Genomic DNA, 24891 nt, shown 5'->3' with positions numbered 1-24891 from the left:
ATGGCGGACGCCAAGGTCATTCCGTTCGACGACGACCGGACCCGCGGGAACGCCGCACAGCGCCACGCCCGGCGCCGCGGCCCCGGGAGCCGGCGCGGCGGGCTCGGTGAGCCGGGCGAGATCGGTGCCGTCCAGCCCCTGCCGGGCCGGGAGCGGGCGCAGGATGATGGGCTGGTGGGCCGCGAGGAGGAGCCGCTGGAGCAGCCGGAGTCCGATGGGCCGGACGGCGGCCTCGACCGGCGGGTGGCGGCCGGTCTCGCCTTTCTGCGGCGCAGGCTCACCGGGGACTACGACGTCGACGACTTCGGCTACGACGAGGAGCTGACCGACCAGGTCCTGATGTCGCTGCTGCGGCCGGTGTACGAGAAGTACTTCCGGGTCGAGGTGAAGGGCATCGAGAACATCCCCGCCGAGGGCGGGGCGCTGATCGTCGCCAACCACTCCGGCACACTGCCGCTGGACGGCCTGATGATGCAGGTCGCGGTGCACGACCGGCACCCCGCCGGCCGCCATCTGCGGCTGCTCGCCGCCGACCTGGTCTTTGTGCTGCCGGTGGTCAACGAGCTGGCCCGCAAGCTGGGGCACACGCTGGCCTGCGCGGAGGACGCGGAACGGCTGCTGGGCCAGGGCGAGCTGGTCGGGGTGATGCCGGAGGGGTTCAAGGGCATCGGGAAACCTTTCGGCGAGCGCTACAAGCTCCAGCGGTTCGGCCGCGGCGGCTTCGTGTCGACCGCGCTGCGCCAGGGGACGCCGATCATCCCGTGCTCGATCGTCGGGGCCGAGGAGATCTACCCGATGATCGGCAACGCCAAGACCGTCGCCCGGCTGCTGGGCTTCCCGTACTTCCCGCTGACGCCGACCTTCCCGTGGCTCGGCCCGCTGGGTGCGATCCCGCTGCCCACGAAGTGGACGATCCAGTTCGGCGAGCCGATCCCGACGGACGGCTATCCGCTGGAGGCGGCGGAGGACCCGATGCTGATGTTCAACCTGACGGACCAGGTCCGCGAACAGATCCAGCACACGCTGTACAAGCTGCTGGTGCAGCGCAGGTCCGTGTTCTTCTGAGCCGTACGTCTGAGCCGTACGGCCGAGTCCGTCGCTCCGGAGGGGGCGCCCCGCTCGGAAGAGGCGCCCCCACCGGGTCGTACGGCGGCTAGTCCGCGTCCTCGCTGTCGATGCCCAGGCCGGGCAGCAGGTCGGGGATGAGCGGGGGGATCGTGATGTCCGGCTCGCTCGTGGGGGACTTGCCGGCGGACGGGGAGCTGCCGCCGGAACCGATCTTCGGCGGGTCCAGCAGGCCGCCCGTGTCGCCGCCGATGAGACCTCCGCCGAGGCTGCCGGTGGCCGAGCCGCTCGGCGTGCCGGTGCCGGAGTGCTCGCCGGCGGACGGGGTGCGGCCGGCGGAGCTGGACGGGGCCGGCCGGTGGCTGCCGGAGGTGCCGGTGGACGCCGAGCCGGAGCCGCCCCGGTGCTTGCCGTCGCCGGTGCGGGCCGGCGGCTGCGGGAGCAGGGACTGCAACGGCGCGACCTCTTCGTCTATGGCGTCGAAGACGGAGGACACCTGCTGTTTCATGTCGCCCAGCTGGACGGGCAGCTTGTCGCTGAGCGCGCTCCAGGCCTCGCGGTGCGACCGGGAGAAGGCGGACAGCGCCTGGATCGGGCCGAGGGAGTCCGGGTCGGCCTCGTACGCCTCGTGGAGCAGGCGGTGGCCCTCGGTGACATCGTGCCGCATCCCGGAGAGGGTGCGGCGGATCTCGCCGATGGACTCGTGGTCCAGATGGCCGCCCCGGCCGCGCTCCAGCAGCCTGCGGGCCTCGCTGAGCCGGGTGGAGGCCTGGTCGAGGTAGGTCTGACCGCGCTGGTCGTCGCCGTCGGTCAGGTAGTTGAGCTTGAATTCCTCGATGCCGCGCTTCAGGCCGTAGAGCGAGTCGCCGGGCAGGGCGTCGGAGCTGGCGGCGGCGACGCCGCCGAAGGCCCCGGCGGCCACCCCCACACTGAGCCCGCCGGCCGCGAGGCCCTTGGTCAGCCTGGTGCGTGGGCGGAATTTGCCCAGCGGACTCGCGCGGTGCGCGCCCCTGCCCCGGTGCGAGCGCTGCTCCGGTACCGACGCATCCGCCGCCCCCGTGCCCTCCTGGAGCATGGCCTCCATCGCGGCCACCAGCTGGGCCCGTTGGACGACCTTGACCTCGGGATCGAGCTGCGGCTTGGGCAGCGCGCCGAGGTCCGCCGTCAGGGCCAGCAATGGGCCCTGACCGGTCTGTTCCTCGGCGCCCGGCGGTGACTCCGCCGGTGCTGCGGACTGCTCGGCCGCCGGGTCCTGGTCGGACTGCTCCTCCAGGGCCTGGGCGAAGGCGTTCGCCCGCCGGTGCGCCGATACGTTCGCGATCACTGGCGGCACCTCCTCTCGTCATGACGGTCGACTCCCCAGGGGGTCCTGAGGGTTGCACGCCCACGACCACTCCACCCGATCGAGTGATCAGGGTCGGCCAGGACGTGACCACAGGGAGCCTGTATCCCGCACAACGACTGGCGCGGCACTTGGGTTACGGACGACGGATGATCGGATCAGAAAGACAACGGGCCCTCACAGAACGTGAGTTGACCGTCGCCCTCCGTCGCTCCCCGCCACCCCGGCTCAGCGGGCGTCGTCCGGCAGCAGCCGGGCGAGCGTCCGCACGGCGCGGTACTGCAGGGTCTTGATGGCGCCCTCGTTCTTGCCCATCACCCGGGCGGTCTCGGCGACCGAGAGGCCCTGGAGGAAGCGGAGCGTCACACACTCCTGCTGCTGCGGGTTGAGCCGTCGTACGGCGTCCAGCAGGGCGGCGTTCGACAGGGACTCGAGGACGGAGTCCTCCGGGGAGCGCTCGACCTCGTTGGCGTCGAGCATCTCGCCGGTGGTGACCTCCAGCCGGAAGCGGCTGGACTTGAAGTGGTCCGCGACCAGGTTCCGGGCGATGGTCACCAGCCAGGCCCCGAAGTCGCGGCCCTGCCAGGTGAACGTGCCGATTCTGCGCAGCGCCCGCAGAAAGGTCTCGCTGGTGAGGTCCTCGGCGGTCGCCCGGCCGCCGACGCGGTAGTAGATGTACCGGTAGACGGTGTCGCTGTACTGGTCGTAGAGCCGCCCGAATGCCTCGGCCTCGCCGGCCTGGGCGCGTTCGACGAGGTCCATCATCCGGGCGCTGTCGCTGTCGGCGGCCGGACGGCGGGCGGTGGCCGCGCCGGTGGCACGCCCTCGTCTGCCGACGGCGGCGCTGCTTTCGGCCAGTGCGTAGCACGGGCCGACGGGCGCGGCGGCGAAGGCGGGGACGGCGTACGCGGGGGGGACGAGGCCGCGCAGCGTTTCCTTTACCGTCGCGACGGTTGCGCGCAGCGTAGCCAGGCCCGAGGCGTCAACCCCGACGTGTGGGTACACGGGACTCCCAGAGGCAGAGCTTCCATCACGTGCAGTGCGGGACCTTTCACCCGTCGTAGCGACGGAGGGGTACCGGTTTGCGTCTGAGGAGAATAACGCTTCGTGCAGGCCCTGCTACACCGAGTTGCTCAAATCATCGATTGCGTCGCATCTGTAACCGTTTGATGTCAGGTCAAGTTCCGTAAGGTGATCGGTTGTTGACCGGAAAAGGGCGAGTTTCGGTGAAGTGCGGGGCGTGTTGAACAATGTGATGTACACGGGCCCGTTCAAAGGGGCCGCGGCCGGGGGCGGGGTGCCGCGGCCCGCCGCCGGGGGCGCGGCCGTTACCGGCGGCGCCGGCTCAGGGCGATCGCCGCGGCGGTGCCGCCGGCCACCGCGCCCACGCCGGCCGCCGCCGGGATGCCGACCTTCGCCGCCTTGCGGCCCGTGCGGTAGTCCCGCAGGCGCCATTCCTGCTCCCGGGCGTGTTTGCGCAGCTTGGTGTCCGGGTTGATGGCGTAGGGGTGGCCGACCAGGGACAGCATCGGGATGTCGTTGTGGCTGTCGCTGTAGGCCGCGCAGCGGGACAGGTCGAGGTGCTCGGCGGCGGCCAGGGCGCGGACCGCCTCCGCCTTGGCGGGGCCGTGCAGCGGCTCGCCGACCAGCTTGCCGGTGTAGACGCCGTCCACCGACTCGGCCACCGTGCCGAGGGCGCCGGTCAGGCCGAGGCGGCGGGCGATGACCTGGGCGATCTCGACGGGGGCCGCGGTGACCAGCCAGACCTTCTGGCCCGCGTCCAGGTGGGCCTGGGCGAGGGCGCGGGTGCCGGGCCAGATGCGGTCGGCCATGTACTCGTCGTAGATCTCCTCGCCGATCGACTCCAGCTCGGCGACGCGGTGGCCCTTGACGATCGACAGGGCCGAGTCGCGGACGTCCTGCATGTGCTCGGGGTCCTCGACGCCGGCCAGCCGGAACCACGCCTGCTGCCAGGCGAACCGGGCGAGGTCGCGGGTCTCGAAGAACTTGCGCTTGTACAGGCCCCTGCCGAAGTGGAAGATCGCGGCGCCCTGCATCACCGTGTTGTCGAGGTCGAAGAAGGCGGCGGCCCTGTCGTCACCGGTGACCGGGAACTCCGGTTCCTCGGGCGTGGCGCGCGGGGCCTCCTGGGAGGACTTGCGGGCAGCCTCCGCCGAGGCCTCGCCTGCCAACACGCTCCGCGCCGTGGCGGAGCGCCTACGGGGGGTGAGCCATCCGAGAGCGGCCATGACGTGAGCATAGCCAGTCTGTTCGGTGGTTCCGGAGTCGAGAGGTTGGCGGGGTGTGAACTCTGCGCGACCGAGCCGTTAAAGAGGCGATCCGGAATGGGCGCGGAGCGCGCGAGAATGGCCCCTATGAGCCCTCTTTTCCGACGCAAGGCCGAGCCGCGGGCCCGGCTGGTCACCCTCGTGCGCAAGCCCGGCTGCCACCTGTGCGACGACGCGCAGGTGGTGGTCGACAAGGTCTGCGGCGACCTCGGCGTGCCGTGGGAGCCGAAGGACATCACCGAGGACCGGGAGCTGCACGAGCGGTACTGGGAGCAGATCCCGGTCGTACTCATCGACGGTGAACAGCACACCTTCTGGCGCGTGAACGAGGAGCGACTGCGCCGCGCACTGACCGACTAGTACAAACCAGCCGGAAAGTCGCTTAGGATCGACGGCGGTTTGGTCTCGGGGGCGGGATTCGTGAGGAGAGTGTGCGGTTTTGCCCCCAGTAACGAAGGAACGTCGGTGCGTATGCGCCGGTTCCCGCCGTGGGCGCGAAACGTGCGTGACGCCGGTCACTTCTGGTGGGCAAAACGGACACCATCTTTGTGCACGCGTTCACAAAGACATAGCCTGCTGTCGACGGGGCGGTCTGGGGACGTATGACCGCCTGCAGCCCCGCTCTACCCGCAGGAGCACCGTGGCAACTGGCCGAACACACCGACCGGCGACCCGTAGCCGAGGGATTCCCGAGGCCACCGTCGCCAGGCTTCCGCTGTACCTCCGAGCCCTGACCGCACTGTCGGAACGCTCGGTACCCACGGTCTCCTCCGAGGAGCTGGCCGCGGCGGCGGGGGTCAACTCCGCCAAGCTGCGCAAGGACTTCTCCTACCTGGGTTCCTACGGAACGCGCGGTGTCGGCTACGACGTGGAGTATCTCGTCTACCAGATCTCCCGCGAACTCGGCCTGACCCAGGACTGGCCGGTTGTGATCGTCGGTATCGGCAACCTCGGCGCCGCCCTGGCCAACTACGGCGGCTTCGCCTCCCGCGGCTTCCGGGTCGCCGCGCTGATCGACGCCGACCCGGCGATGGCCGGAAAGCCGGTCGCGGGCATCCCGGTGCAGCACACCGACGACCTTGAGAAGATCATCAAGGACAACGGCGTGTCCATCGGTGTCATCGCCACCCCCGCCGGTGCCGCCCAGCCGGTCTGCGACCGGCTCGTGGCCGCCGGTGTGACCTCCATCCTGAACTTCGCGCCGACCGTGCTGTCCGTCCCCGAGGGCGTCGACGTGCGGAAGGTCGACCTCTCCATCGAGCTGCAGATCCTCGCCTTCCACGAGCAGCGCAAGGCCGGCGAGGAGACCGCGGCGGGCGACGGCGCGCGGCCCGCCGCCACCGCGCGCGGTGCCGCCGTCGGCGACTCCGCCGACCAGGGGCCCGACGGGGACGTCCCCGCCGTGATGCCGGCATGAGTCTCCTCGTCGTCGGACTGAGCCACCGCAGCGCCCCGGTCAGCGTGCTGGAGCGGGCGGCGCTGACCGCGGACGCCCAGATCAAGCTCGTCCAGGACACGGTCGCCGCCGAGCCCGCCACCGAGGCCGCGGTGCTCGCCACCTGCAACCGCATCGAGCTCTACGCCGACGTGGACAAGTTCCACGCCGGTGTCGCCGAGCTGTCCACGCTGCTCGCCCAGCACAGCGGGGTCGGCCTGGAAGAGCTGACGCCCTATCTGTACGTGCACTACGAGGACCGGGCCGTCCACCACCTCTTCTCGGTGGCCTGCGGGCTCGACTCGATGGTCGTCGGCGAGGGCCAGATCCTCGCTCAGATCAAGGACTCCCTGGCCCGCGCCCAGGAGCTGCACAGCGCGGGCAAGCTGCTGAACGACCTGTTCCAGCAGGGCCTGCGGGTCGGCAAGCGCGCCCACTCGGAGACCGGCATCGACCGCGCGGGCCAGTCCCTCGTCACCTTCGGCCTAGAACAGCTGGCCGCGGGCGGCGACGTGCGGGACTGGGCGGCCGGGCGGAAGGCGCTGGTCATCGGCGCCGGTTCGATGTCGTCCCTGGCAGCGGCGACGCTCGCGCGCGCCGGGGTCGGCGAGATCGTCGTCGCCAACCGCACCGTCGAGCGCGCCGAGCGGCTCGCGCAGCTGATCGAGGAGCAGTACGGACCCGGCCTCGCCGAGGGCCGGGACACGGGCTCCGTGACCTCCCGCGCGGTGCGGATGGACGCGGTGGCCGACGAACTGACACGTGCCGACGTGGTCGTCTCCTGTACCGGGGCGACGGGGCTCGTGCTCACGGCGGAAGCGGTCGCCCAGGCCGTCGAGGGCCGCACCGGGCAGCCCGTCGCCGAATTCGCCGACACCCCCGGTACCACCGACCCGGCCCGTACGGCCGCGAAGACCAGGGCGCCGCTGCCGCAGGCCGGCGCCGACGAGAACTGCCCGCTGGACCTGGCCGCCGCGCAGCCCGGCTTCTCCGTCATGGGCGAGGCCGCCGTGGCCGGCATGGACGCCGCCACCCTGGAGCAGCACGCGGCCTGGGCCGGCGGCGGCACCTCCCTGTTCGAGCGGAACCGGGAAGCCGGCGCGGGCACGGCCGACCGCCGGGAGCGGCGCACGCCCGAGGCGGACACCGAGCTGATCACCGCGCTGGCCGCGACCGCCGCCACGGCCGGCCGCATCCCCGAGCGGCGCACGGCGGAGCCGGTGGCCGAGCGCCCGGCGCCCGTCCTCTTCCTCCTCGACCTGGCCATGCCCCGCGACATCGACGCGGCCGCGCACCGCCTGGCCGGGGTGCGCCTGGTGGACATCGAGTCGCTGGCGGAAGCCTCCGCCGACGCGCCGATGGCGGCCGACGTGGACCAGGTCCGGCGTATCGTCTCCGACGAGGTCGCGGCCTTCGGCGCGGCGCAGCGGGCGGCGCACATCACCCCGACCGTGGTCGCGCTGCGCACCATGGCCGCCGATGTCGTCGCCGGTGAGATCGCCCGCCTCGACGGCCGCCTGCCCGGCCTGGACGAACGCCAGCGCGGCGAGATCCGCCAGGCCGTGCACCGGGTCGTCGACAAGCTGCTGCACGCGCCGACCGTACGGGTCAAGCAGCTCGCGGCCGAGCCCGGCGGCGCCGGGTACGCGGACGCGCTGCGCACGCTGTTCGACCTCGACCCCGAGACGGTCGCCTCCGTCTCCCGGGCCGAGGACAGCATGGAGAACGAGAACCGAGGGCCAGCATGAGTGAGAAGGCACTGAGGCTGGGGACGAGGCGGAGCAGACTCGCCATGGCCCAGTCCGGGCAGGTGGCGGAGGCCGTCCGCCAGGTGACCGGGCGGCCCGTCGAACTGGTCGAGATCACCACGTACGGCGACACCTCCCGGGAGCACCTGGCGCAGATCGGCGGCACCGGCGTCTTCGTGACGGCGCTGCGCGACGCGCTGGCGCGGGGCGAGGTCGACTTCGCGGTTCACTCGCTCAAGGACCTGCCGACCGCGCAGCCCGAGGAACTGGCCCTGGCCGCCATACCCTTGCGCGAGGACCCGCGGGACGTGATCGTCGCGCGCGACGCGCTGAAGTTCACCGACCTGCCGCGCGGGGCGCGCATCGGCACCGGTTCGCCGCGCCGCATGGCGCAGCTGAACGCGTACGCCCGCGCCCACGGCCTGGACATCGAGACGGTCCCGATCCGCGGCAACGTGGACACCCGCATCCGGTACGTCCACGACGGCGAGCTGGACGCGGTCGTGCTGGCCGCCGCCGGACTCAACCGGATCGGCCGCATCGACGAGGTGACCGACTTCCTGTCGGTCGACACGATTCTGCCCGCCCCCGGCCAGGGGGCCCTGGCGATCGAGTGTGCCGCGGACCACGCGGAACTGATCGCCGCGCTCGGCGAACTCGACGACCCGTTCACGCGGGCCGCCGTCACCGCCGAACGATCACTGCTCGCCGCCCTGGAGGCCGGTTGCAGCGCACCTGTGGGTGCGCTGGCCGACCTTCCCCCCCTCTCGGCTCCGCTCGAGCGGGGGGACCCCCAGGCCGACGGGCAGATTGTCAAGGAAATGCGCCTGCGGGGCGTCGTCGGCACGACCGACGGCACCCGTATGGTGCAGCTGTCCACCACCGGTTCCGTGCCCCAGACGCACGACGGGGCGATGGCACTCGGTCGCGAACTCGCCACCGAGATGCTCGCCCAGGGCGCGGCCGGTCTGATGGGGGAGCGAGCACAGTGAGCCCCACCGCCTTTCCCGCCGCCGGTCCGGAACACGGGCACGTCACCTTTCTCGGTGCCGGACCCGGGGATCCGGGACTGCTGACTCTGCGCGCCGTGGAGGCGCTGTCGAACGCGGACGTCCTGGTCGCCGAGCACGAGGTGCTCGACGTGATCAGGGCGCACGCGCGGCACGGCGTATCCGTCGTGCACACGGACGCGGATCCCTCCGCGGTCTCGCCGCCGGGCACGGGCACGCCCCAGCTGACGGTGGTTGACGGCACGTCAACACCCGCCGCTGTCCCGGCTGCTGCCCGGGATGCCGCTCATCTTGTCATGGAGGCCGCACGGGGCGGCAGGCGGGTCGTCCGTGCGGTGTCCGGGGACCCGGGACTTGATACGTACGCGGCCGGGGAAATGCTCGCCTGTGCCGCCGCCGGGGTGCCCTTCGAGGTCGTCCCCGGTGTCGCGGCGGCGGTCGGCGTGCCCGCGTACGCCGGGGTGCCGCTGCGCGGCGCGCAGGGCGCGGACGTCCGGTTCGTGGACGCCCGTACCGCCTCCGACCGCTGCTGGACGGAGGTGGGCGCGTCGGACGGCACGGTGGTGGTGTCGACGACCCTGGACTCCGTGGCCGCGGCGGCCGGCGAGCTGGTCGCCGCGGGCCGCAAGCCGGACACCCCGCTGACGGTGACGATCGCCGGTACGACGACCCGCCAGCGCACCTGGACGGCGACGCTCGGCACGATCGCGCAGACGCTGAAGCAGGCGAAGGTGCTGCCGTCTCCGGACGGCGGCCGGCCGGTGATAGCCGTGGTCGGCGAGCGCTCCGTCGCCGACCGGCGCGACCAGCTGTCGTGGTTCGAGTCCAAGCCGCTGTTCGGCTGGAAGGTGCTCGTGCCGCGTACGAAGGAGCAGGCGGCGTCGCTCTCCGACCAGCTGCGGTCCTACGGTGCCGTGCCGCACGAGGTCCCGACGATCGCCGTCGAGCCGCCGCGCACGCCCCAGCAGATGGAACGTGCCGTCAAGGGTCTGGTGACCGGCCGGTACGAGTGGATCGCCTTCACCTCCGTCAACGCGGTGAAGGCCGTGCGCGAGAAGTTCGAGGAGTACGGCCTCGACGCCCGTGCCTTCGCGGGCATCAAGGTGGCCGCGGTGGGCGAGCAGACCGCCAAGGCGCTGGTCGCCTTCGGTGTGAAGCCGGACCTGATCCCGTCGGGCGAGCAGTCGGCCGCGGGTCTGCTGGAGGACTGGCCGCCGTACGACCCGGTGTTCGACCCGATCGACCGGGTCTTCCTGCCGCGGGCCGACATCGCCACCGAGACCCTGGTCGCCGGGCTCATCGAGCTGGGCTGGGAGGTGGACGACGTCACGGCCTACCGGACCGTGCGGGCGTCGCCGCCGCCGGCCGACACCCGGGAGGCGATCAAGGGCGGCGGCTTCGACGCCGTGCTCTTCACGTCGTCGTCCACGGTGCGGAACCTGGTGGGTATCGCGGGCAAGCCGCACAACGTCACCGTGATCGCGTGCATCGGCCCGGCCACGGCCAAGACGGCCGAGGAGCACGGGCTGCGGGTCGACGTGATGGCTCCGGAGCCGTCGGTGCACAAGCTGGCCGAGGCGCTGGCCGACTTCGGCATGAAGCGGCGCACCGCCGCGCTGGAGTCGGGGGACCAGGTGACGCGGCCGAGCGAGCGCCGGCCGGGTTCGCGGCGCCGGCGCACGACCACCTGAGGCACCTGAGGCACCGGGGGCTTCGCCGAGGTCCAGGGGGCTCCGTCCCCTTGGACCTCCGTTCCCCCCTGCCCGGCGCCCGCGCGTCCTGGTCGGGGGCCCGGGCGTCCGACACGGCGTCGGCAAAGGCGGGAGCCGGGCGGGCGTAGCGTAGAAGGCATGTCGAAGTACGGATCCTTCCCCGGTACCCGTCCCCGGCGGCTGCGGACCTCGCCCGTCATGCGGCGGATGGTCGCCGAGACGCGGCTGCACCCCGCCGACTTCATCCTCCCGGCGTTCGTCCGGGAAGGCGTCGGCGAGCCGGTGCCGATCACGGCGATGCCCGGGGTCGTGCAGCACACCCGGGACAGCCTGAAGAAGGCCGCGCTGGAGGCCGTGGAGGCCGGGATCTCCGGGATCATGCTGTTCGGCGTGCCGGAGGAGGGCAAGAAGGACGCCCTCGGGACCGAGGGCACCGATCCCGACGGGATCCTCCAGGTCGCCCTCCGGGACGTGCGCGCCGAGGTCGGGGACGACCTGCTCGTCATGTCCGACCTGTGCCTGGACGAGTTCACCGACCACGGGCACTGCGGGGTGCTGGACGCCGAGGGGCGCGTCGACAACGACGCCACCCTGGAGCGGTACGCCGAGATGGCCCAGGTGCAGGCCGACGCCGGCGCCCATGTCGTCGGCCCCAGCGGAATGATGGACGGCCAGATCGGCGTCGTCCGCGACGCGCTCGACCAGATCGGGCGCGAGGACGTCGCCGTCCTCGCCTACACCGCCAAGTACTCCTCCGCCTTCTACGGCCCCTTCCGCGAGGCCGTCGGCTCCTCGCTGCAGGGCGACCGCAAGACCTACCAGCAGGACCCGGCCAACTGGCGCGAGTCCCTGCGGGAGCTGGAGCTGGACCTGGCCGAGGGTGCCGACATGGTGATGGTCAAGCCGGCCGGCCCCTACCTCGACATCCTCGCCCGGGTGGCGGACGCCGTGGACGTGCCCGTCGCCGCCTACCAGATCTCCGGCGAGTACGCGATGATCGAGGCCGCCGCCGAGAAGGGCTGGCTGGACCGGGACCGGGCCATCGTCGAGACCCTGACCGGCATCAAGCGGGCCGGGGCGCGCACCATCCTCACCTACTGGGCCACCGAGGTGGCCCGGCAGCTGCGCTAGCCGGCGGCGCCGCTCACCAGCCGAGGGCGTCGCCCGTCTCCTGCTGCCAGTACGTCACCCGCAGCGAGCTGTCGTAGTGGACGCCCTTGGCGGGCAGGGACGGGGTCGCGGCGGGACCGCCGTCGCTGTTCGGGGTGCGGCCCTGGAAGGCCAGGGTCAGCTTCTTCGCGGTCGTCCCGCCGGTGCCGCCCCCGTCGGCGGCCGACAGCAGCACACCCGCGTACCCCGACTCGCCGGGCGCCAGGGTGACCACGGCCTGCGGGTGGCTGTCCTTGACCGGCTGCGGCACCCACTGCATCTCGTCGAAGCGCAGCACCGGGTAGTACGGCAGGGCGCAGGTCTTGCCCCCGGTGTTCTTCACCGTGATCAGCAGGTGGTTGAGGGGCCGGGTGACCGGCTGGGCGGTGACGGCGGTGTTCGCGCCGTTGCACAGCACCACCGAGCCGCCGCCCCCTCCGCTCCCGGCGGCGGAGGTCTCCGGCTCGGCGCCGGGCGTGCCGGTCCGGGCCACGGGCGTGCCGCCGGCCGTACCGCCGCCGGAGCCGCCGGTGCCGTCACTGCCGCCGGATCCGCCGGATCCGGTGGACCCCGTGGATCCGGTGGATCCGGTGGTGGCCGCGGGGGTTCCGGAAGCGGACGTCCGTGGCGGCGCCGGCCGGGCGGCGCCCTCGTCCTTGGTGCCCGTGCCGTTGCCGCACGCCGTGAGCGCCAGGGCGGCGACGGCGGTGCCGGTGGCGGCGAGCAGACGAACATGGCGCATACGCATGGCAAGTCCTCTTTCGGGCTGGGCCGGTTGGCGTGCTTGGATGGCCACAGCCTGTGCGCGGGCCCGTCCCGGTCGCCAGTAGCCGCCGGTAATCCGGGACGCTGGAACACCCGCACTGGCTTGACCTGCGAGAACAACCCTTCCCTGGAACGCCGGGGTGGGACGAGGGGGAGTGGGGGGAACAGTGTCGGAGGGCACGTCCGGGAGCGGTTTCGCCGAGCTGCTGCGGGAGTTGAAGGACCGCTCGGGGCACAGCTACGGCACGCTCGCCAAGCGGCTCCACATGAGCACGTCGACGCTGCACCGCTACTGCAACGGGGACGCCGTACCGGCGGACTACGCGCCTGTGGAGCGGCTGGCCCGGCTGTGCAAGGCCACGCCCGAGGAACTGGTGGAGCTGCACCGCCGGTGGGTGCTGGCGGACGCGGTACGGGGCCGGAAGGCGCCGGAGCCGACGGCGCTCGCGCCGGTGACACCTGAGCCGGCGACAGCTGAGCCGGTGGCGCAGGAGCCGGCGGAGCCTGAGCCGGCGGCCGAGGACACGCCCGCGCCGGCCCCGGAGAAGACGCCGGCAACGGCGGAGACGCCGGAGACGGCGGTGGCGGCCGGCGGCCCCGGACGCCGCCGGCGGCCCGTGGTGCTCGCCGCCCTCGCCGTCACCGCGCTCCTCGGCGGTGTGACGGTCGCCCTGAACCTGCCCTCGGACGACACGAAGCAGGACGGCAAGGCCACCACGACCACCGCGGGGGACGCCGCCCGGCACAGCGCCCAGGCCACCCCGGAATCCGGCAGCCCGACACCGCACCGGTCCGCGACCCGCCCGGCCTCCCCCTCCGCGACGGCCCCGGCCACCCCCGGCGGCACGCCCACGGACGAGCCGGCCGCGTCCGCGCCCCGGAAGTCGTCCGCCGCCCCGCCCCTCACCGTCACCACCCACCCCTACAGCTGGGAGAGCCCCTGCACCCAGCACTACCTGATCGACCGGCCGCCGACCGCCGTGTCACCGCCGCCGCTGGAGCAGGACGCGCCCGCCTGGGTCGACGTGCACAAGGCGGTGTCGGCGGGGGAGCAGTACGTCACCTTCACCGTGCAGGGCACCGGCAGCGAGACCGTCGTCCTGGACGGGATGACCGTGCGCATGGCGGGCAAGCGGTCCCCGCTCGCCTGGAACGACTACGCCATGGGCTACCCGGGCGTCGGCTGCGGCGCCGGTGTGCCGACCCACTCCTACACGGTCGCCCTGGACGCGATGCGCCCCGCGCCCGTACCCGAGGCGGGCGGCGGCGACTTCCCGTTCAAGGTGAGCCAGTCCGACCCCGAGGTCTTCTACGTCCTGGCCGACGCCTCCGCGTACGACGTCAGCTGGTACCTGGAGCTGTCCTGGTCCAGCGGGAACCGGCACGGCACGCTGGTGGTCGACGACGCCGGCCGCCCGTTCCGCACCAGCGGCAACAACGGGCGGCCCGCGTACGCCTTCCCGCTCGGCGGCGACAAGTGGCGGCCGGCGTCCAAGACGGACTGACGGCCGGTCAGTCCCACCAGAAGGACCAGCTGGTGGCGCCGACCAGCTCGGCGGCGTACTCCCGCACGCTCCCCGGGCCGCTCTGCGCCACGCTGTTCGGGCACAGGGCGTAGTGCTCGGCGGCCAGTGCCTCGGCCTGGTCGGCCGTGGCGGGCGGCGCGGCGACGGACACCACCAGGGCGTCGGCGCCCAGGGCCACGATCCGGATGCCGAACCGGTCCTCCCAGGACCGCAGCACCGCGGAGATCCGGGCCACGTCCCCCTCGTAGTTCAGCGGCCCCGTCCAGCCGATCGCCGCGGGTATGTCGGCGGACCGGCGGGCCGGGACCAGCGCCAGATACGGCTCCTCCACCCACTCGGCCCAGGTGCTCCGGTCGCGGTTCAGCTCGTCCGCGACCTGCGCGGCACGCAGCTCCGGGTCGGCGGAGAGCACTCCGGGGGCGGCGAGCCCCGGCCACTCGGCGCCGAACGGCTCGGTCTCCTCGGTGACATGACCGTCCGTCTCCTCCGTCCAGTACTCCGCGAGGACCTCCTCGGCGTCGTGGTCCCCCGGGTACGACACCTCGCCGGGCGCGAGTCCCCAGTCCTCGACGCCGGCCCGGCAGCCGGCCAGGTCCACCAGCACCGGAAGCAGCCCCGCGCGGGCCGCGGGCGCCCCCAGCGCCTTCCAGGTGCCGGGCGAGGCGGGCTTCGCCGCGTGCCACAGCAGGGGTTCGTGCCAGGACCCGTCGTCCGTCTCGTCTACCAGCCTGCCGGGCGGCAGTTGAAGCCCCAGCGAACGCCCACTGGGGTCGGTGGCCAGCGTGGGCAGCGGGTTGGGAAGAGTCGCCATGCCGGTGACTGTAGGGGCAGCCACTGACAATCGCCCCGGGGGCCCGGCCGGCCGCCGGCCGCAGCCCCGCAGGGGCCGCGGGGTCAGGCCAGCGTGGTGATGCAGAACGGGTGGCCGGCCGGGTCCAGCAGGACCCGCCAGCGGTCCGGCTCCGGCTGTGAATCGGGCCGGGTGGCGCCCCGCGCGAGCAGTTCGGTCTCGGCGCCGTCCAGGTCGTTGACGCCCACCTCGATATGGGCCTGCTTCTCCTGGGCGGGGTCCGGCCAGGTGGGCCGGCGGTAATCGGGCAGCCGGTGGAAGGCCAGGCCGGCCGCGCCGCCCTCGCCGCCCAGCATGACGAAGTCGTCCGAGGAGAAGGCGACCGGCAGCCCGAACATCTCGCCGTAGAAACGGGCCAGTTCGGCCGGGTCGGCGCAGTCGAAGGTGACGGCGACATAGCGGAAAGCGGCTGCGGAAGCGGAATGCGTGCTCATGGGGGAGACGGTAGGACGGGACCAGGACAGTTCCGGTCCTGGTCATGCGGACCGGTGTGGAAGACTTCCGCCGTGCTCAGCGCCTCCGCCCGTCTGCTGCGCCTGCTCGCGCTGCTGGCCGCCCGGCCCGCCTGGACCTGCGCCGAACTGGCCGAACGCATGGCCGTCACCGACCGCACCGTGCGCCGGGACATCGCCAAGCTGCGGGAACTCGGCTACACCGTCGACTCCGACGCCGGCCCCTGGGGCGGCTACCGGCTCCGGGCCGGTGCGCGCGTACCGCCGCTGATCCTGGACGACGAGGAGGCGCTGGCCGTGGCCGTCGGGCTGCGGGAGGCCGCGCTGGGCGGCGCTCTCGGCGGGGACCAGGCCGCGCTGTCCGCACTGCTCAAACTGCGCCAGGTGCTGCCGCCCCGGATCGCCGAGCGGCTCGGCGCGTGGGACGACGCCTTCGTACGGCTGCCCCGGCCCGGGGCGCCCCAGATCGGGCCCGGCATGCTGCTGGAACTGGCCGCCGCCTGCCGGCGCGGCGAACGCGCCCGGCTGACCTACCGCGACGGACACGACCGCACCACCGTCCGGGACGTCGACCCCTACCGGCTCGTCCACACCGGGCGGCGCTGGTACTTCGTCGCCCGGGACGTGGCCCGGGGCTGGCGCACCTTCCGCGCCGACCGCGTCGAACGGCTCACCCCCACCGGACACCCCGTGGACCTCGCCGACCCGCCCGACCCGGCCCAGCTCGTCTCCCGCAACACCGCGAACGGCCCCTACCCGCTGTCCGCGACCATCCGCCTGCCGCTCCCCCTCGACCAGGCGCTGCGGATCGTGCCGCCCACCGTCGGCACCCACCGCTCCGACGGACCGGACGCCACCGTGATCGACATCGGCGGCCCCGACCCGGACGGCCTCGCCCGCTATCTGCTCGGCCTCGCGACCCCGCTGCGCGTCCTCGGCCCGGACTCGGTGCGCCGGGCCCTGGTCCGCCGCACCCTGGAACTCCTCGCCGCCCAGACGGCCGACGGCCCGCCCCCGGGGTGAGGGCGGGCCGTCGGCCGTACGGATGCGTGCCGTGCGGTCAGAGCTTGTCGGGCGTCCTGATGCCCAGCAGGGCCATGCCCTGGTGCAGGGTGCGGGCGGTCAGGTCCACCAGGAACAGCCGGTTCTCCACGACCTCCGCCGGGTTGTCGGCGGACAGCACCTGGCACTGGTCGTAGAACGTCGTCAGGTGCGACGCCAGCTGGTAGAGGTACGCGGCCAGCTTGTGCGGCTCGTAGGCCGCCGCCACCTCCAGGAGCGTCTCCGCGAACTGGTCCAGGTGCAGGCCGAGGGCCCGCTCCGCCGGGGCCAGGGCCAGCTCCGGGTGCGGCACCGGACGGGCCTCGCCCGCCTTGCGCAGGATGGACTGGATCCGGGCGTAGGCGTACTGGAGGTAGACGGACGTGTCGCCGTTGAGCGAGACCATCTGGTCCAGGTCGAACTTGTAGTCCCGGACGGCGGAGGTGGACAGGTCCGCGTACTTGACCGCGCCGATACCGACGAAGCGGCCGTTCTCCGTGATCTCCTGCTCGGTCAGGCCCACCTTCTCGGCCTTCTCCCGGACGACGGCCGTCGCGCGCTCGACCGCCTCGTCCAGCAGGTCCTCCAGCTTGACCGTCTCGCCCGCACGCGTCTTGAACGGCTTGCCGTCCTTGCCGAGGATCGTGCCGAACGCCAGCTGCACCGCCGTGACGTCGTCGTTCAGCCAGCCCGCCCGGCGTGCGGTCTCGAAGACCATCCGGAAGTGCAGGGCCTGCCGGGCGTCCACCACGTACAGCAGGGTGTTCGCCTTCAGGTTGAAGACGCGGTCGCGGATCGCGGACAGGTCGGTGGCCGCGTAGCCGTAGCCGCCGTCCGACTTCTGCACGATCAGCGGGACCGGGTTGCCGTCCGGGCCCTTGACGTCGTCGAAGAAGACGCACAGGGCGCCCTCGGAGCGGACCGCGACGCCCGACTCCTCCAGCAGCCGGCAGGTCTCGGCCAGCATGTCGTTGTAGCCGGACTCGCCGACGATGTCCGGGTCCCGGACCTCCATGTCCAGCTTCTCGAAGACGGAGAAGAAGTAGATCTTCGACTCGTCCACGAACTTCTGCCACATCGCGAGGGTCTTCGGGTCGCCCGCCTGGAGGTCCACCACCCGGCGGCGGGCCCGCGTCTTGAACTCCTCGTCCGAGTCGAACAGCTTCCGCGCGGTCTTGTAGAGGCGGTCGAGGTTCGACATCGCCTCCTCGCCGGTGACCTGGGCCTCCTTGTGGTCCAGCTCGTGCGGGTGCTCGTCCAGGTACTGGATGAGCATGCCGAACTGGGTGCCCCAGTCGCCGATGTGGTGGCGCCTGACCACGTTCTCGCCGGTGAACTCCAGCAGCTGCACCACGGAGTCGCCGATCACGGCGGAGCGCAGATGGCCGACGTGCATCTCCTTCGCCACGTTCGGCTGGGCGTAGTCGATCACCGTCGTGCCCGGGTGCTCGGCGAACGGCACGCCGAGGCGGCCCGCCTCGTCCGCGTACCGCGCGGCCAGGTTCTCGGTGATCGCGCGGTCCGCGATCGTGATGTTGAGGAAGCCGGGACCCGACACCTCGACGTCCTTGATCACATCACCCGTGACGATCCGGGAGACGACCTGCGCGGCCAGCTCCCGCGGGTTCGCCTTCGCCTTCTTGGCCAGCGCCAGGATCCCGTTGGCCTGGAAGTCGGCCCGGTCGCTTCGTCGCAGCAGCGGGTCCGCGCCGGCGGCCTCCGGCAGGGTGGCCGAGAGGGCGGACGCGAGGTGCTGCTGGACGTTGTCGCTGAGGGACGTGACCGAGGCCATAGGAATGGGTGCCGTTCTCCTCGTGGGGTGGATAGACCCAGCCAGTATCCCACGGGGGGTAAAGCGGTTTTCCCGGTCACGGGGCGGTCTGTGAGAATGGGGTGTCACCCCGTTCAGAAAGAAGGACGTGCCGATCGTGGCCCAGAGCACCGAGACCACCGACTGGGTCTCCCGTTTCGCGGACGAGGTCATCGAGGAGTCGGAGCGCCGGGCCCCGGGCAAACCGGTCGTCGTCGCTTCGGGCCTCTCCCCCTCGGGGCCGATCCACCTCGGCAACCTGCGCGAGGTCATGACCCCGCACCTCGTCGCCGACGAGGTCCGCCGCCGCGGACACCAGGTCAGGCACCTGATCTCCTGGGACGACTACGACCGCTACCGCAAGGTCCCGGCCGGAGTCGCGGGCGTCGACGAGACCTGGGCCGAGCACATCGGCAAGCCGCTGACCGCCGTGCCCGCCCCGAAGGGCTCGGCGCACCCGAACTGGGCCGAGCACTTCAAGGCCGCCATGGTCGAGTCGCTGGCCGAGATGGGCGTCGAGTTCGACGGCATCAGCCAGACCGCGCAGTACACCGCGGGCGTCTACCGCGAGCAGATCCTGCACGCCATGAAGCACCGCGGCGACATCGACGCGATCCTCGCCCAGTACCGCACCAAGCCGAAGGCCAAGAAGCCCCAGCAGAAGGCCGTCGACGAGGCCGAACTGGAGGCCGAGGAGGGCTCCGGCGCCGCCGCCGAGGACGACGGCAGCGCCGGCTCCGCCGGCTACTTCCCGTACAAGCCGTACTGCGGCAACTGCGAGAAGGACCTGACGACCGTCGTCTCCTACGACGACGACACCACCGAGCTGGCCTACACCTGCACCGCGTGCGGCTTCGCCGAGACCGTCCGGCTCAGCGAGTTCAACCGCGGCAAGCTGGTCTGGAAGGTCGACTGGCCGATGCGCTGGGCCTACGAGGGCGTGATCTTCGAGCCGAGCGGCGTCGACCACTCGTCGCCGGGTTCGTCCTTCCAGGTCGGCGGCCAGATCGTCGGCATCTTCGGCGGCGAGCAGCCGATCGGCCCGATGTACGCCTTCGTCGGCATCTCCGGCATGGCCAAGATGTCGTCCTCGCGCGGCGGCGTGCCCACCCCCGGCGACGCGCTGAAGATCATGGAGCCGCAGCTGCTGCGCTGGCTCTACGCCCGCCGCAGGCCCAACCAGTCCTTCAAGATCGCCTTCGACCAGGAGATCCAGCGGCTCTACGACGAGTGGGACAAGCTGGCGGCCAAGGTCGCCGACGGCTCCGCCCTCCCGGCCGACGTCGCCGCCTACACGCGCGCCGTGGGCACCGCCGCCGCCGAGCTGCCGAAGACCCCGCGCCCGCTGCCGTACCGCACGCTCGCGTCCGTCGCCGACATCACCGCCGGACACGAGGACCAGGCCCTGCGGATCCTCTCCGAGCTGGACCCGGAACAGCCGCTCGGCACGCTGGACGAGGCACGCCCGCGGTACGACAAGGCCGAGGCCTGGATCAACACGCAGGTGCCCGCCGACCAGCGGACCATCGTGCGCGACGAGCCGGACGCGGACCTGCTGAAGTCCCTCGACGAGGCGTCCCGGCGGTCCCTGCGGCTGCTCCTCGACGGACTCGCCGGGCACTGGTCGCTCGACGGGCTGACCCACCTCGTCTACGGCGTGCCGAAGGTGCAGGCCGGGTTCTCCGCCGACGCGGGCCCGAAGGAACTGCCGGCCGAGATCAAGACGGCCCAGCGGACCTTCTTCGCCCTCCTGTACCACCTGCTCGTCGGCCGTGACACCGGCCCCCGGCTGCCCACGCTGCTGCTGGCCGTCGGCCAGGAGCGGGTGCGGCGCCTGCTCGGCGAGTAACCGGCCGGCGGACACACGTGCAGAAGGGGCCCTCCTGACCGGAGGGCCCCTTCTGCACGCCGTCGTGCTCTTCATGCCGGCACGCCGTGCCTGCCGTCAGGCGATGTGGTCTTCCTGCAGCTCCGCGGTGTGGCGGTTGGTGAAGCGGTTGACCATCCGCTCGGCCTCGCCCTTGGGCAGCCCGACACCGAAGGTCGCCTGCACGTCGTCCTTGAACTGGCCGGCGGTCGGGTAGCTGCCGTCGATCGACTTGCGGAAGACCAGGTAGAAGTCCTCCTCGTTCGGCTCCTGGTCCGGGCTGCCGCCGCCCCCGCCCAGCTCCCGGGTCCGGTTCGGACCCACCGGGATGGGGAAGCTGCCCGTCTCCTCCGAGGAGGGCTGCTGGAACTGCTCCGGCGGCTGCTCCTCGTACCAGTCCTCGTACTGCTCCTCGGGCTCGTACTGAGGCTCCGGGGGCGGCTCGTAGCTCGGGTCGTAGCCGCCGTGGTACTCGATCTCGCGCTGCGCCTGGAACCAGGGGCTCTGCTCGTCGTCCACGGGGGCCCCGTCCGGCTCCCGCCGGGTCTGGGCGGGCAGCTCGGCACGCTGCTGCTGCTGCTCGCTCCGCGGCGCCGCCCGCACCGGCACCGGGGGCGCCGCGGGCAGCAGCACCGGCTCGATGCCCGCGGCGGCCAGACCCGCCGGAGCCGTCTCCGTCAGCGGCACGCCGTACCGGGCCAGACGCAGCGGCATCAGGGACTCCACCGGCGCCTTGCGCCGCCAGGCACGCCCGTACCGGGAGTGCAGCCGGGCCTGGTAGACCAGCCGCTCCTGCTCCAGCTTGATCACCTGCTCGTAGGAGCGCAGCTCCCACAGCTTCATACGGCGCCACAGCAGGAACGTCGGCAGCGGGGAGAGCAGCCAGCGGGTGAGCCGGACCCCCTCCATGTGCTTGTCGGCCGTGATGTCCGCGATCCGGCCGACCGCGTGCCGGGCCGCCTCGACGGCCACCACGAACAGCACCGGGATCACCGCGTGCATGCCCACACCCAGCGGATCCGGCCAGGCCGCGGCACCGTTGAAGGCGATCGTCGCCGCCGTCAGGAGCCACGCCGTCTGGCGCAGCAGCGGGAAGGGGATGCGGATCCAGGTCAGCAGCAGGTCGAGGGCGAGGAGGACACAGATGCCCGCGTCGATGCCCACCGGGAACACATAGGAGAAGTTCCCGAAGCCCTTCTTGATGGCCAGCTCTCGGACGGCCGCGTACGAACCGGCGAAGCCGATGCCGGCGATGATCAAGGCGCCGGCCACGACCACGCCGATGAGTATGCGGTGCATCCGAGTCAGCTGCGGTGGCCCGGCCACTCGTCATCCCCTCCCATTGCGTGTTGTTGCGCGCAACAGAGTGGCACACGTGTCCGCCGAACGTGGTGCCGGTCAGGCCCTACGGCCCCTCGGTCAGCTCTTCTTGGCGGGCGACTTGGACGGAGATGCGCCGGAGGAGGCCGACTTGGACGGCGCCTTCGAGGGCGACTTCGACGCCGGCTTGGACGCCGGCTTCGACGGGGACGCGGGGGCGTCCGACGGGGAAGCGGCCGAGCCGCCCGCGCCGTTGGCCGACGAGACCGACCCCACGGCCTCCTTCAGCGCCTTCTCCGCGGCCTTCGTCAGATCGTCGGCGTCGGGGGTCTTCTCGCCCGCGAGACCGGCGCCGTTGTAGTCCACGGTGACGACGACGTTCTCCACCCGGGCGACCAGCGTCTGCTGCTTGAAGAGCCCTTCCTTCTTCTTCAGCTCGTAACGGACCGCCGACGCCTCCGCGCCCGTACCGGACAGCGGCACCACCTTGACGCCCTTCGCGCCGTCCACCGCCTGGGCGTCCTTGAGCTGCTGGGTGTAGTACGTGTGCGCCTGCGCGTCACCGGCACCCCGGCTGGTGTCCGAGTCGAAGCGGAGCAGGGAGAGGTTCAGCCAGCGGAACTGCGAACCCTTGACGCCGTTGTTGTCCAGGCTGTTCCACGAGCAGGAGGAGCGCGACGACGGGTTGTCCGTGCTGCCCTTCTTGCTCGACTTGACGCCCTTGGGGACCATCGCGGTCAGGGTCTTCTTCGACAGCGCCCCGCACGGCTCGGGGAGCCTCTGGTACGCGGCGGCCCGCACGGTCGGGGACGCGCTCGCCGAGGGCGACGAACCGCCGCCCGCCGCCTGCTCGGTGCTCTGGCCGCCGGACTTGCCCTTGGAGTCGTCCGAGTCCGAGGAGCAGGCGGCGGTGATCAGCACCGCGGGAACGGCTGCCGCGCAGACAAGAGCGCGGCGCAGGCGCTTGGCTCGCTGGTCCGTCCCCTGCCGCCGGAACGGCGTGGGAAGTTCCCCCGTGGCACGGTCGTCTCGCTGGGCTGCTCGCTGCATGGTTCCTTCACTCATGACGCTTGGTGTTCGTGCGGGTTCCTGCGGGGCCACCGTACGCGGTGAAGGAGCTGTGCGGTTTCCGTTCGCGCCCTTTGCCCGCGCGGGCGGCTGGGTCCTGTGCGGCCCTCAGCCGCCCAGGGCGTCGGCCAGTTGAGCGGCCAGATCACGGGCCCTGTCCTGCATTTCCTTGCTGTCGGGCACCGTTCCGGTGGCCGTCGGCTGCTCCTCGTACTGGAGGGTGACGACGACATTGGACGTGCGGAACACCACAGTCACCGTCCGCTGTTCGGCCGTCGAACCGGACGTACTGAGCTGGTCGTCCAGGTACGCCTCGTCGGCGAGGTCGGTGAGTGCCCGGGGCTGGAGATCGGCGGGCGCGGCCCCGGAGGAGGACCCCGGGGCGCCGTCCGCCGCGTCCGAGGACGCCGAGGAGGACGACGAGGGATCCTGCGCGGACGAGGAGGCCGTGCCGTGCGGGGAGCCCTTCGACGCCGAGGACGCCGAGGACGCCGACGACGAGGCCGATGAGGCCGATGAGGACGACGGGGTGGGGGACGGGGACTGCGGCGGGCCCGAGGAACCGCTCGGCGCCGGAAGGTCCGCCGCCGTCTGCTTCTCCAGGAACAGCTTCTGCGCCTGGTCGTCGTCGCTCACCGCGTTGTCGTACGACACCACGCGCTCGAAGTCGACCGAGAGGCGGTCCGTGGCGTCCGCCGACTCGACCTTCCTGTGGCAGCCGACCTTGCGGTCGGTGTCGTAGGTGAGCGCGGCCTCGCCCTGGTAGGCCTTGTCCCGCTGGTCCGGGTCGGCGAGCTGCCTGATGCCGGGCAGCAGCGTGTCCAGGCTGTCCCGGCCGACGGCGCCGCAGGGCTCGGGGAGCGTGCGGTACTTGCCGGGCTGGGCGACGGCGGTCGCCGTGCCGGCGTCGCCGGGATTGGCGTTGTCCGTCGGACCGTCGTCCCCGGAGCCGCTCGTGCAGCCGGCCAGCAGTGCCGCGAGGAGGGCGGCGATGCCGGTTACGTAGGCCTTCCGCTGCACGTCGGGCTCCTCTCAGACAGTGTGTCGCGCGCTCGGTGCTCCAGTGTCCCCGCTGGATATTCGCTTGCCGCAGCGGGGCGTCCCCTGGGGACAATGTGTATCGCACGCACTGCCGTGGACGCCGGTCCCTTATCCCTTTCGTAGACCTTGGCGCTGTTTTTGCGTTTTGCTGTTTTTAAGCCTTTTGTTGTTGCTTCCGGGGGAACGAGGAACATATGTCGTACGTGGAGATGCCGGGCGCCAAGGTCCCGATCCGGATGTGGACGGACCCGGCGACGGTCGAGGACGTGGCCCTGCGCCAGCTCCAGAACGTGGCGACCCTGCCGTGGATCAAGGGCCTGGCCGTGATGCCGGACGTGCACTACGGCAAGGGCGCGACGGTCGGGTCGGTCATCGCGATGGCGGGCGCCGTCTGCCCCGCGGCGGTGGGGGTCGACATCGGGTGCGGCATGTCGGCGGTGAAGACCTCGCTGACGGCGAACGATCTTCCCGGCGACCTGTCCCGGCTCCGGTCGAAGATCGAGCAGGCGATCCCGGTGGGGCGGGGGATGCACGACGACCCCGTGGACCCGGGCGGCTTCCACGGACTGGCGACCGCGGGGTGGGACGACTTCTGGGGGCGCTTCGACGGGATCGCGGACGCGGTGAAGTTCCGCCAGGAACGCGCCACCAAGCAGATGGGAACGCTCGGGTCGGGCAACCACTTTGTCGAGGTATGTACCGATACGGAAGGTTCTGTCTGGCTGATGCTGCACTCCGGTTCCCGGAACATCGGCAAGGAACTGGCCGAGTTCCACATCGGGGTCGCCCAGAAGCTCCCGCACAACCAGGGCCTGGTCGACCGCGACCTCGCCGTCTTCGTCGCGGACACCCCGCAGATGGCGGCGTACCGCAACGACCTGTTCTGGGCCCAGGAGTACGCGAAGTACAACCGCACGCTGATGATGGCGCTCCTGAAGGACGTGGTCCGCAAGGAGTTCAAGAAGGCGAAGCCGGTCTTCGAGCCGGAGATCTCCGCTCACCACAACTACGTGGCGGAGGAGCGGTACGACGGCATGGACCTGCTGGTGACCCGCAAGGGCGCGATCCGGGCCGGCTCCGGCGAGTTCGGGATCATCCCGGGCTCCATGGGCACGGGTTCGTACATCGTGAAGGGCCTCGGCAACGAGAAGGCCTTCAACTCGGCGTCGCACGGCGCCGGCCGGCGGATGAGCCGCAACGCGGCCAAGCGGCGCTTCTCGACGAAGGACCTGGAGGATCAGACGCGGGGCGTGGAGTGCCGCAAGGACTCCGGTGTCGTGGACGAGATCCCGGCCGCCTACAAGTCCATCGACCAGGTCATCGACCAGCAGCGGGACCTGGTGGAGGTCGTCGCGAAGCTGAAGCAGGTCGTCTGTGTGAAGGGCTGACGCGAGTGAGGGGC

General features: G+C 72.0%; 21 protein-coding genes. 11 read left to right on the top strand and 10 right to left on the bottom strand.

The annotated features are described in order from the left end of the window. On the top strand, window positions 1-1065 hold the full coding sequence (locus ACF073_RS04535; RefSeq protein WP_392066803.1) for a lysophospholipid acyltransferase family protein: 1065 nt from the start codon (window positions 1-3) through the stop codon (window positions 1063-1065). 88 nt (window positions 1066-1153) lie between these two features. Here ACF073_RS04535 and ACF073_RS04530 read toward each other — a convergent pair whose 3' ends face one another. The 3 genes from ACF073_RS04530 to ACF073_RS04520 form a co-directional block, all read right to left on the bottom strand. Beyond that, window positions 1154-2389: a DUF5667 domain-containing protein gene (locus ACF073_RS04530; RefSeq protein WP_392066801.1), complete on the bottom strand. Its 1236-nt coding sequence runs from the start codon at window positions 2387-2389 to the stop codon at window positions 1154-1156. A gap of 246 nt (window positions 2390-2635) precedes the next feature. Further along, window positions 2636-3412, bottom strand: coding sequence for an ECF subfamily RNA polymerase sigma factor, BldN family (locus ACF073_RS04525; protein ID WP_392066799.1), 777 nt, complete (start codon window positions 3410-3412; stop codon window positions 2636-2638). Window positions 3413-3735: 323 nt separating this feature from the next. Further along, window positions 3736-4656, bottom strand: coding sequence for an HAD family hydrolase (locus ACF073_RS04520; RefSeq protein ID WP_392066797.1), 921 nt, complete (start codon window positions 4654-4656; stop codon window positions 3736-3738). Between the two features lie 117 nt (window positions 4657-4773). On the opposite strand from ACF073_RS04520, the gene ACF073_RS04515 reads away from it, so the two are divergent. From ACF073_RS04515 to hemB, 6 genes are all read left to right on the top strand, one after another. Continuing rightward, window positions 4774-5055 carry a glutaredoxin family protein gene (locus ACF073_RS04515; RefSeq protein ID WP_392066795.1) on the top strand — a complete coding sequence of 94 codons (282 nt, stop codon included), beginning with the start codon at window positions 4774-4776 and terminating at the stop codon, window positions 5053-5055. A 280-nt stretch (window positions 5056-5335) separates the two neighbouring features. Then, on the top strand, window positions 5336-6112 hold the full coding sequence (locus tag ACF073_RS04510) for a redox-sensing transcriptional repressor Rex (protein WP_392066793.1): 777 nt from the start codon (window positions 5336-5338) through the stop codon (window positions 6110-6112). Further along, window positions 6109-7878 carry a glutamyl-tRNA reductase gene (locus tag ACF073_RS04505; protein WP_392066791.1) on the top strand — a complete coding sequence of 590 codons (1770 nt, stop codon included), beginning with the start codon at window positions 6109-6111 and terminating at the stop codon, window positions 7876-7878. Before ACF073_RS04510 ends, ACF073_RS04505 begins: the two co-directional genes overlap by 4 nt. After that, window positions 7875-8870 (top strand): hydroxymethylbilane synthase, encoded by a 996-nt coding sequence (gene hemC / locus ACF073_RS04500; protein ID WP_392066789.1) that lies wholly within the window; start codon window positions 7875-7877, stop codon window positions 8868-8870. Before ACF073_RS04505 ends, hemC begins: the two co-directional genes overlap by 4 nt. After that, complete coding sequence (locus ACF073_RS04495; RefSeq protein WP_392066787.1) at window positions 8867-10579, top strand: uroporphyrinogen-III synthase; 1713 nt, start codon at window positions 8867-8869, stop codon at window positions 10577-10579. Before hemC ends, ACF073_RS04495 begins: the two co-directional genes overlap by 4 nt. Window positions 10580-10738: 159 nt before the next feature. Further along, entirely contained in the window at window positions 10739-11731 is a 993-nt protein-coding gene (gene hemB, locus ACF073_RS04490; protein ID WP_392066785.1) for a porphobilinogen synthase, read from the top strand. 13 nt (window positions 11732-11744) lie between these two features. Here hemB and ACF073_RS04485 read toward each other — a convergent pair whose 3' ends face one another. Beyond that, on the bottom strand, window positions 11745-12491 hold the full coding sequence (locus tag ACF073_RS04485; RefSeq protein WP_392066783.1) for a DUF4232 domain-containing protein: 747 nt from the start codon (window positions 12489-12491) through the stop codon (window positions 11745-11747). A gap of 190 nt (window positions 12492-12681) precedes the next feature. Here ACF073_RS04485 and ACF073_RS04480 point away from each other — a divergent pair, with 190 nt between their 5' ends. After that, window positions 12682-14019: a helix-turn-helix domain-containing protein gene (locus tag ACF073_RS04480; protein ID WP_392066781.1), complete on the top strand. Its 1338-nt coding sequence runs from the start codon at window positions 12682-12684 to the stop codon at window positions 14017-14019. 7 nt (window positions 14020-14026) lie between these two features. Here ACF073_RS04480 and ACF073_RS04475 read toward each other — a convergent pair whose 3' ends face one another. Then, window positions 14027-14851 carry a DUF4253 domain-containing protein gene (locus ACF073_RS04475; RefSeq protein WP_392066779.1) on the bottom strand — a complete coding sequence of 275 codons (825 nt, stop codon included), beginning with the start codon at window positions 14849-14851 and terminating at the stop codon, window positions 14027-14029. A gap of 83 nt (window positions 14852-14934) precedes the next feature. Further along, complete coding sequence (locus ACF073_RS04470; protein ID WP_392066777.1) at window positions 14935-15324, bottom strand: VOC family protein; 390 nt, start codon at window positions 15322-15324, stop codon at window positions 14935-14937. Between the two features lie 72 nt (window positions 15325-15396). Here ACF073_RS04470 and ACF073_RS04465 point away from each other — a divergent pair, with 72 nt between their 5' ends. Beyond that, window positions 15397-16365, top strand: a complete 969-nt coding sequence (locus ACF073_RS04465) for a helix-turn-helix transcriptional regulator (protein WP_392066775.1) — start codon at window positions 15397-15399, stop codon at window positions 16363-16365. 37 nt (window positions 16366-16402) lie between these two features. On the opposite strand, the gene argS is transcribed toward ACF073_RS04465, so the two are convergent. Continuing rightward, the gene (gene argS, locus ACF073_RS04460; protein ID WP_392066773.1) at window positions 16403-18175 is read right to left on the bottom strand and encodes an arginine--tRNA ligase; all 1773 of its coding nucleotides are present in this window, start codon (window positions 18173-18175) and stop codon (window positions 16403-16405) included. Between the two features lie 127 nt (window positions 18176-18302). Between argS and lysS the strand changes: the two genes are divergently transcribed. Next, window positions 18303-20042, top strand: coding sequence for a lysine--tRNA ligase (lysS, locus tag ACF073_RS04455; protein ID WP_392066771.1), 1740 nt, complete (start codon window positions 18303-18305; stop codon window positions 20040-20042). 96 nt (window positions 20043-20138) lie between these two features. On the opposite strand, the gene ACF073_RS04450 is transcribed toward lysS, so the two are convergent. The 3 genes from ACF073_RS04450 to ACF073_RS04440 form a co-directional block, all read right to left on the bottom strand. Beyond that, a complete protein-coding gene (locus tag ACF073_RS04450) occupies window positions 20139-21359 on the bottom strand; it encodes a DUF2637 domain-containing protein (RefSeq protein WP_392066769.1) in 1221 nt (406 codons plus the stop codon). A gap of 120 nt (window positions 21360-21479) precedes the next feature. Further along, window positions 21480-22430 carry a DUF3558 family protein gene (locus ACF073_RS04445; protein ID WP_392066767.1) on the bottom strand — a complete coding sequence of 317 codons (951 nt, stop codon included), beginning with the start codon at window positions 22428-22430 and terminating at the stop codon, window positions 21480-21482. Window positions 22431-22556: 126 nt separating this feature from the next. Further along, window positions 22557-23468 (bottom strand): DUF3558 domain-containing protein, encoded by a 912-nt coding sequence (locus tag ACF073_RS04440; RefSeq protein WP_392066765.1) that lies wholly within the window; start codon window positions 23466-23468, stop codon window positions 22557-22559. A gap of 215 nt (window positions 23469-23683) precedes the next feature. Here ACF073_RS04440 and ACF073_RS04435 point away from each other — a divergent pair, with 215 nt between their 5' ends. Further along, window positions 23684-24877, top strand: coding sequence for an RtcB family protein (locus tag ACF073_RS04435; RefSeq protein WP_392066763.1), 1194 nt, complete (start codon window positions 23684-23686; stop codon window positions 24875-24877). Window positions 24878-24891: the final 14 nt, after the last annotated feature.

The sequence above is a fragment of the Streptomyces sp. NPDC015171 genome (assembly GCF_043079545.1).
In the GTDB taxonomy this organism is placed as follows: domain Bacteria; phylum Actinomycetota; class Actinomycetes; order Streptomycetales; family Streptomycetaceae; genus Streptomyces.
Note: the sequence above shows the minus strand (reverse complement) of the source record. Positions and strands in the feature narration are given on the sequence as shown.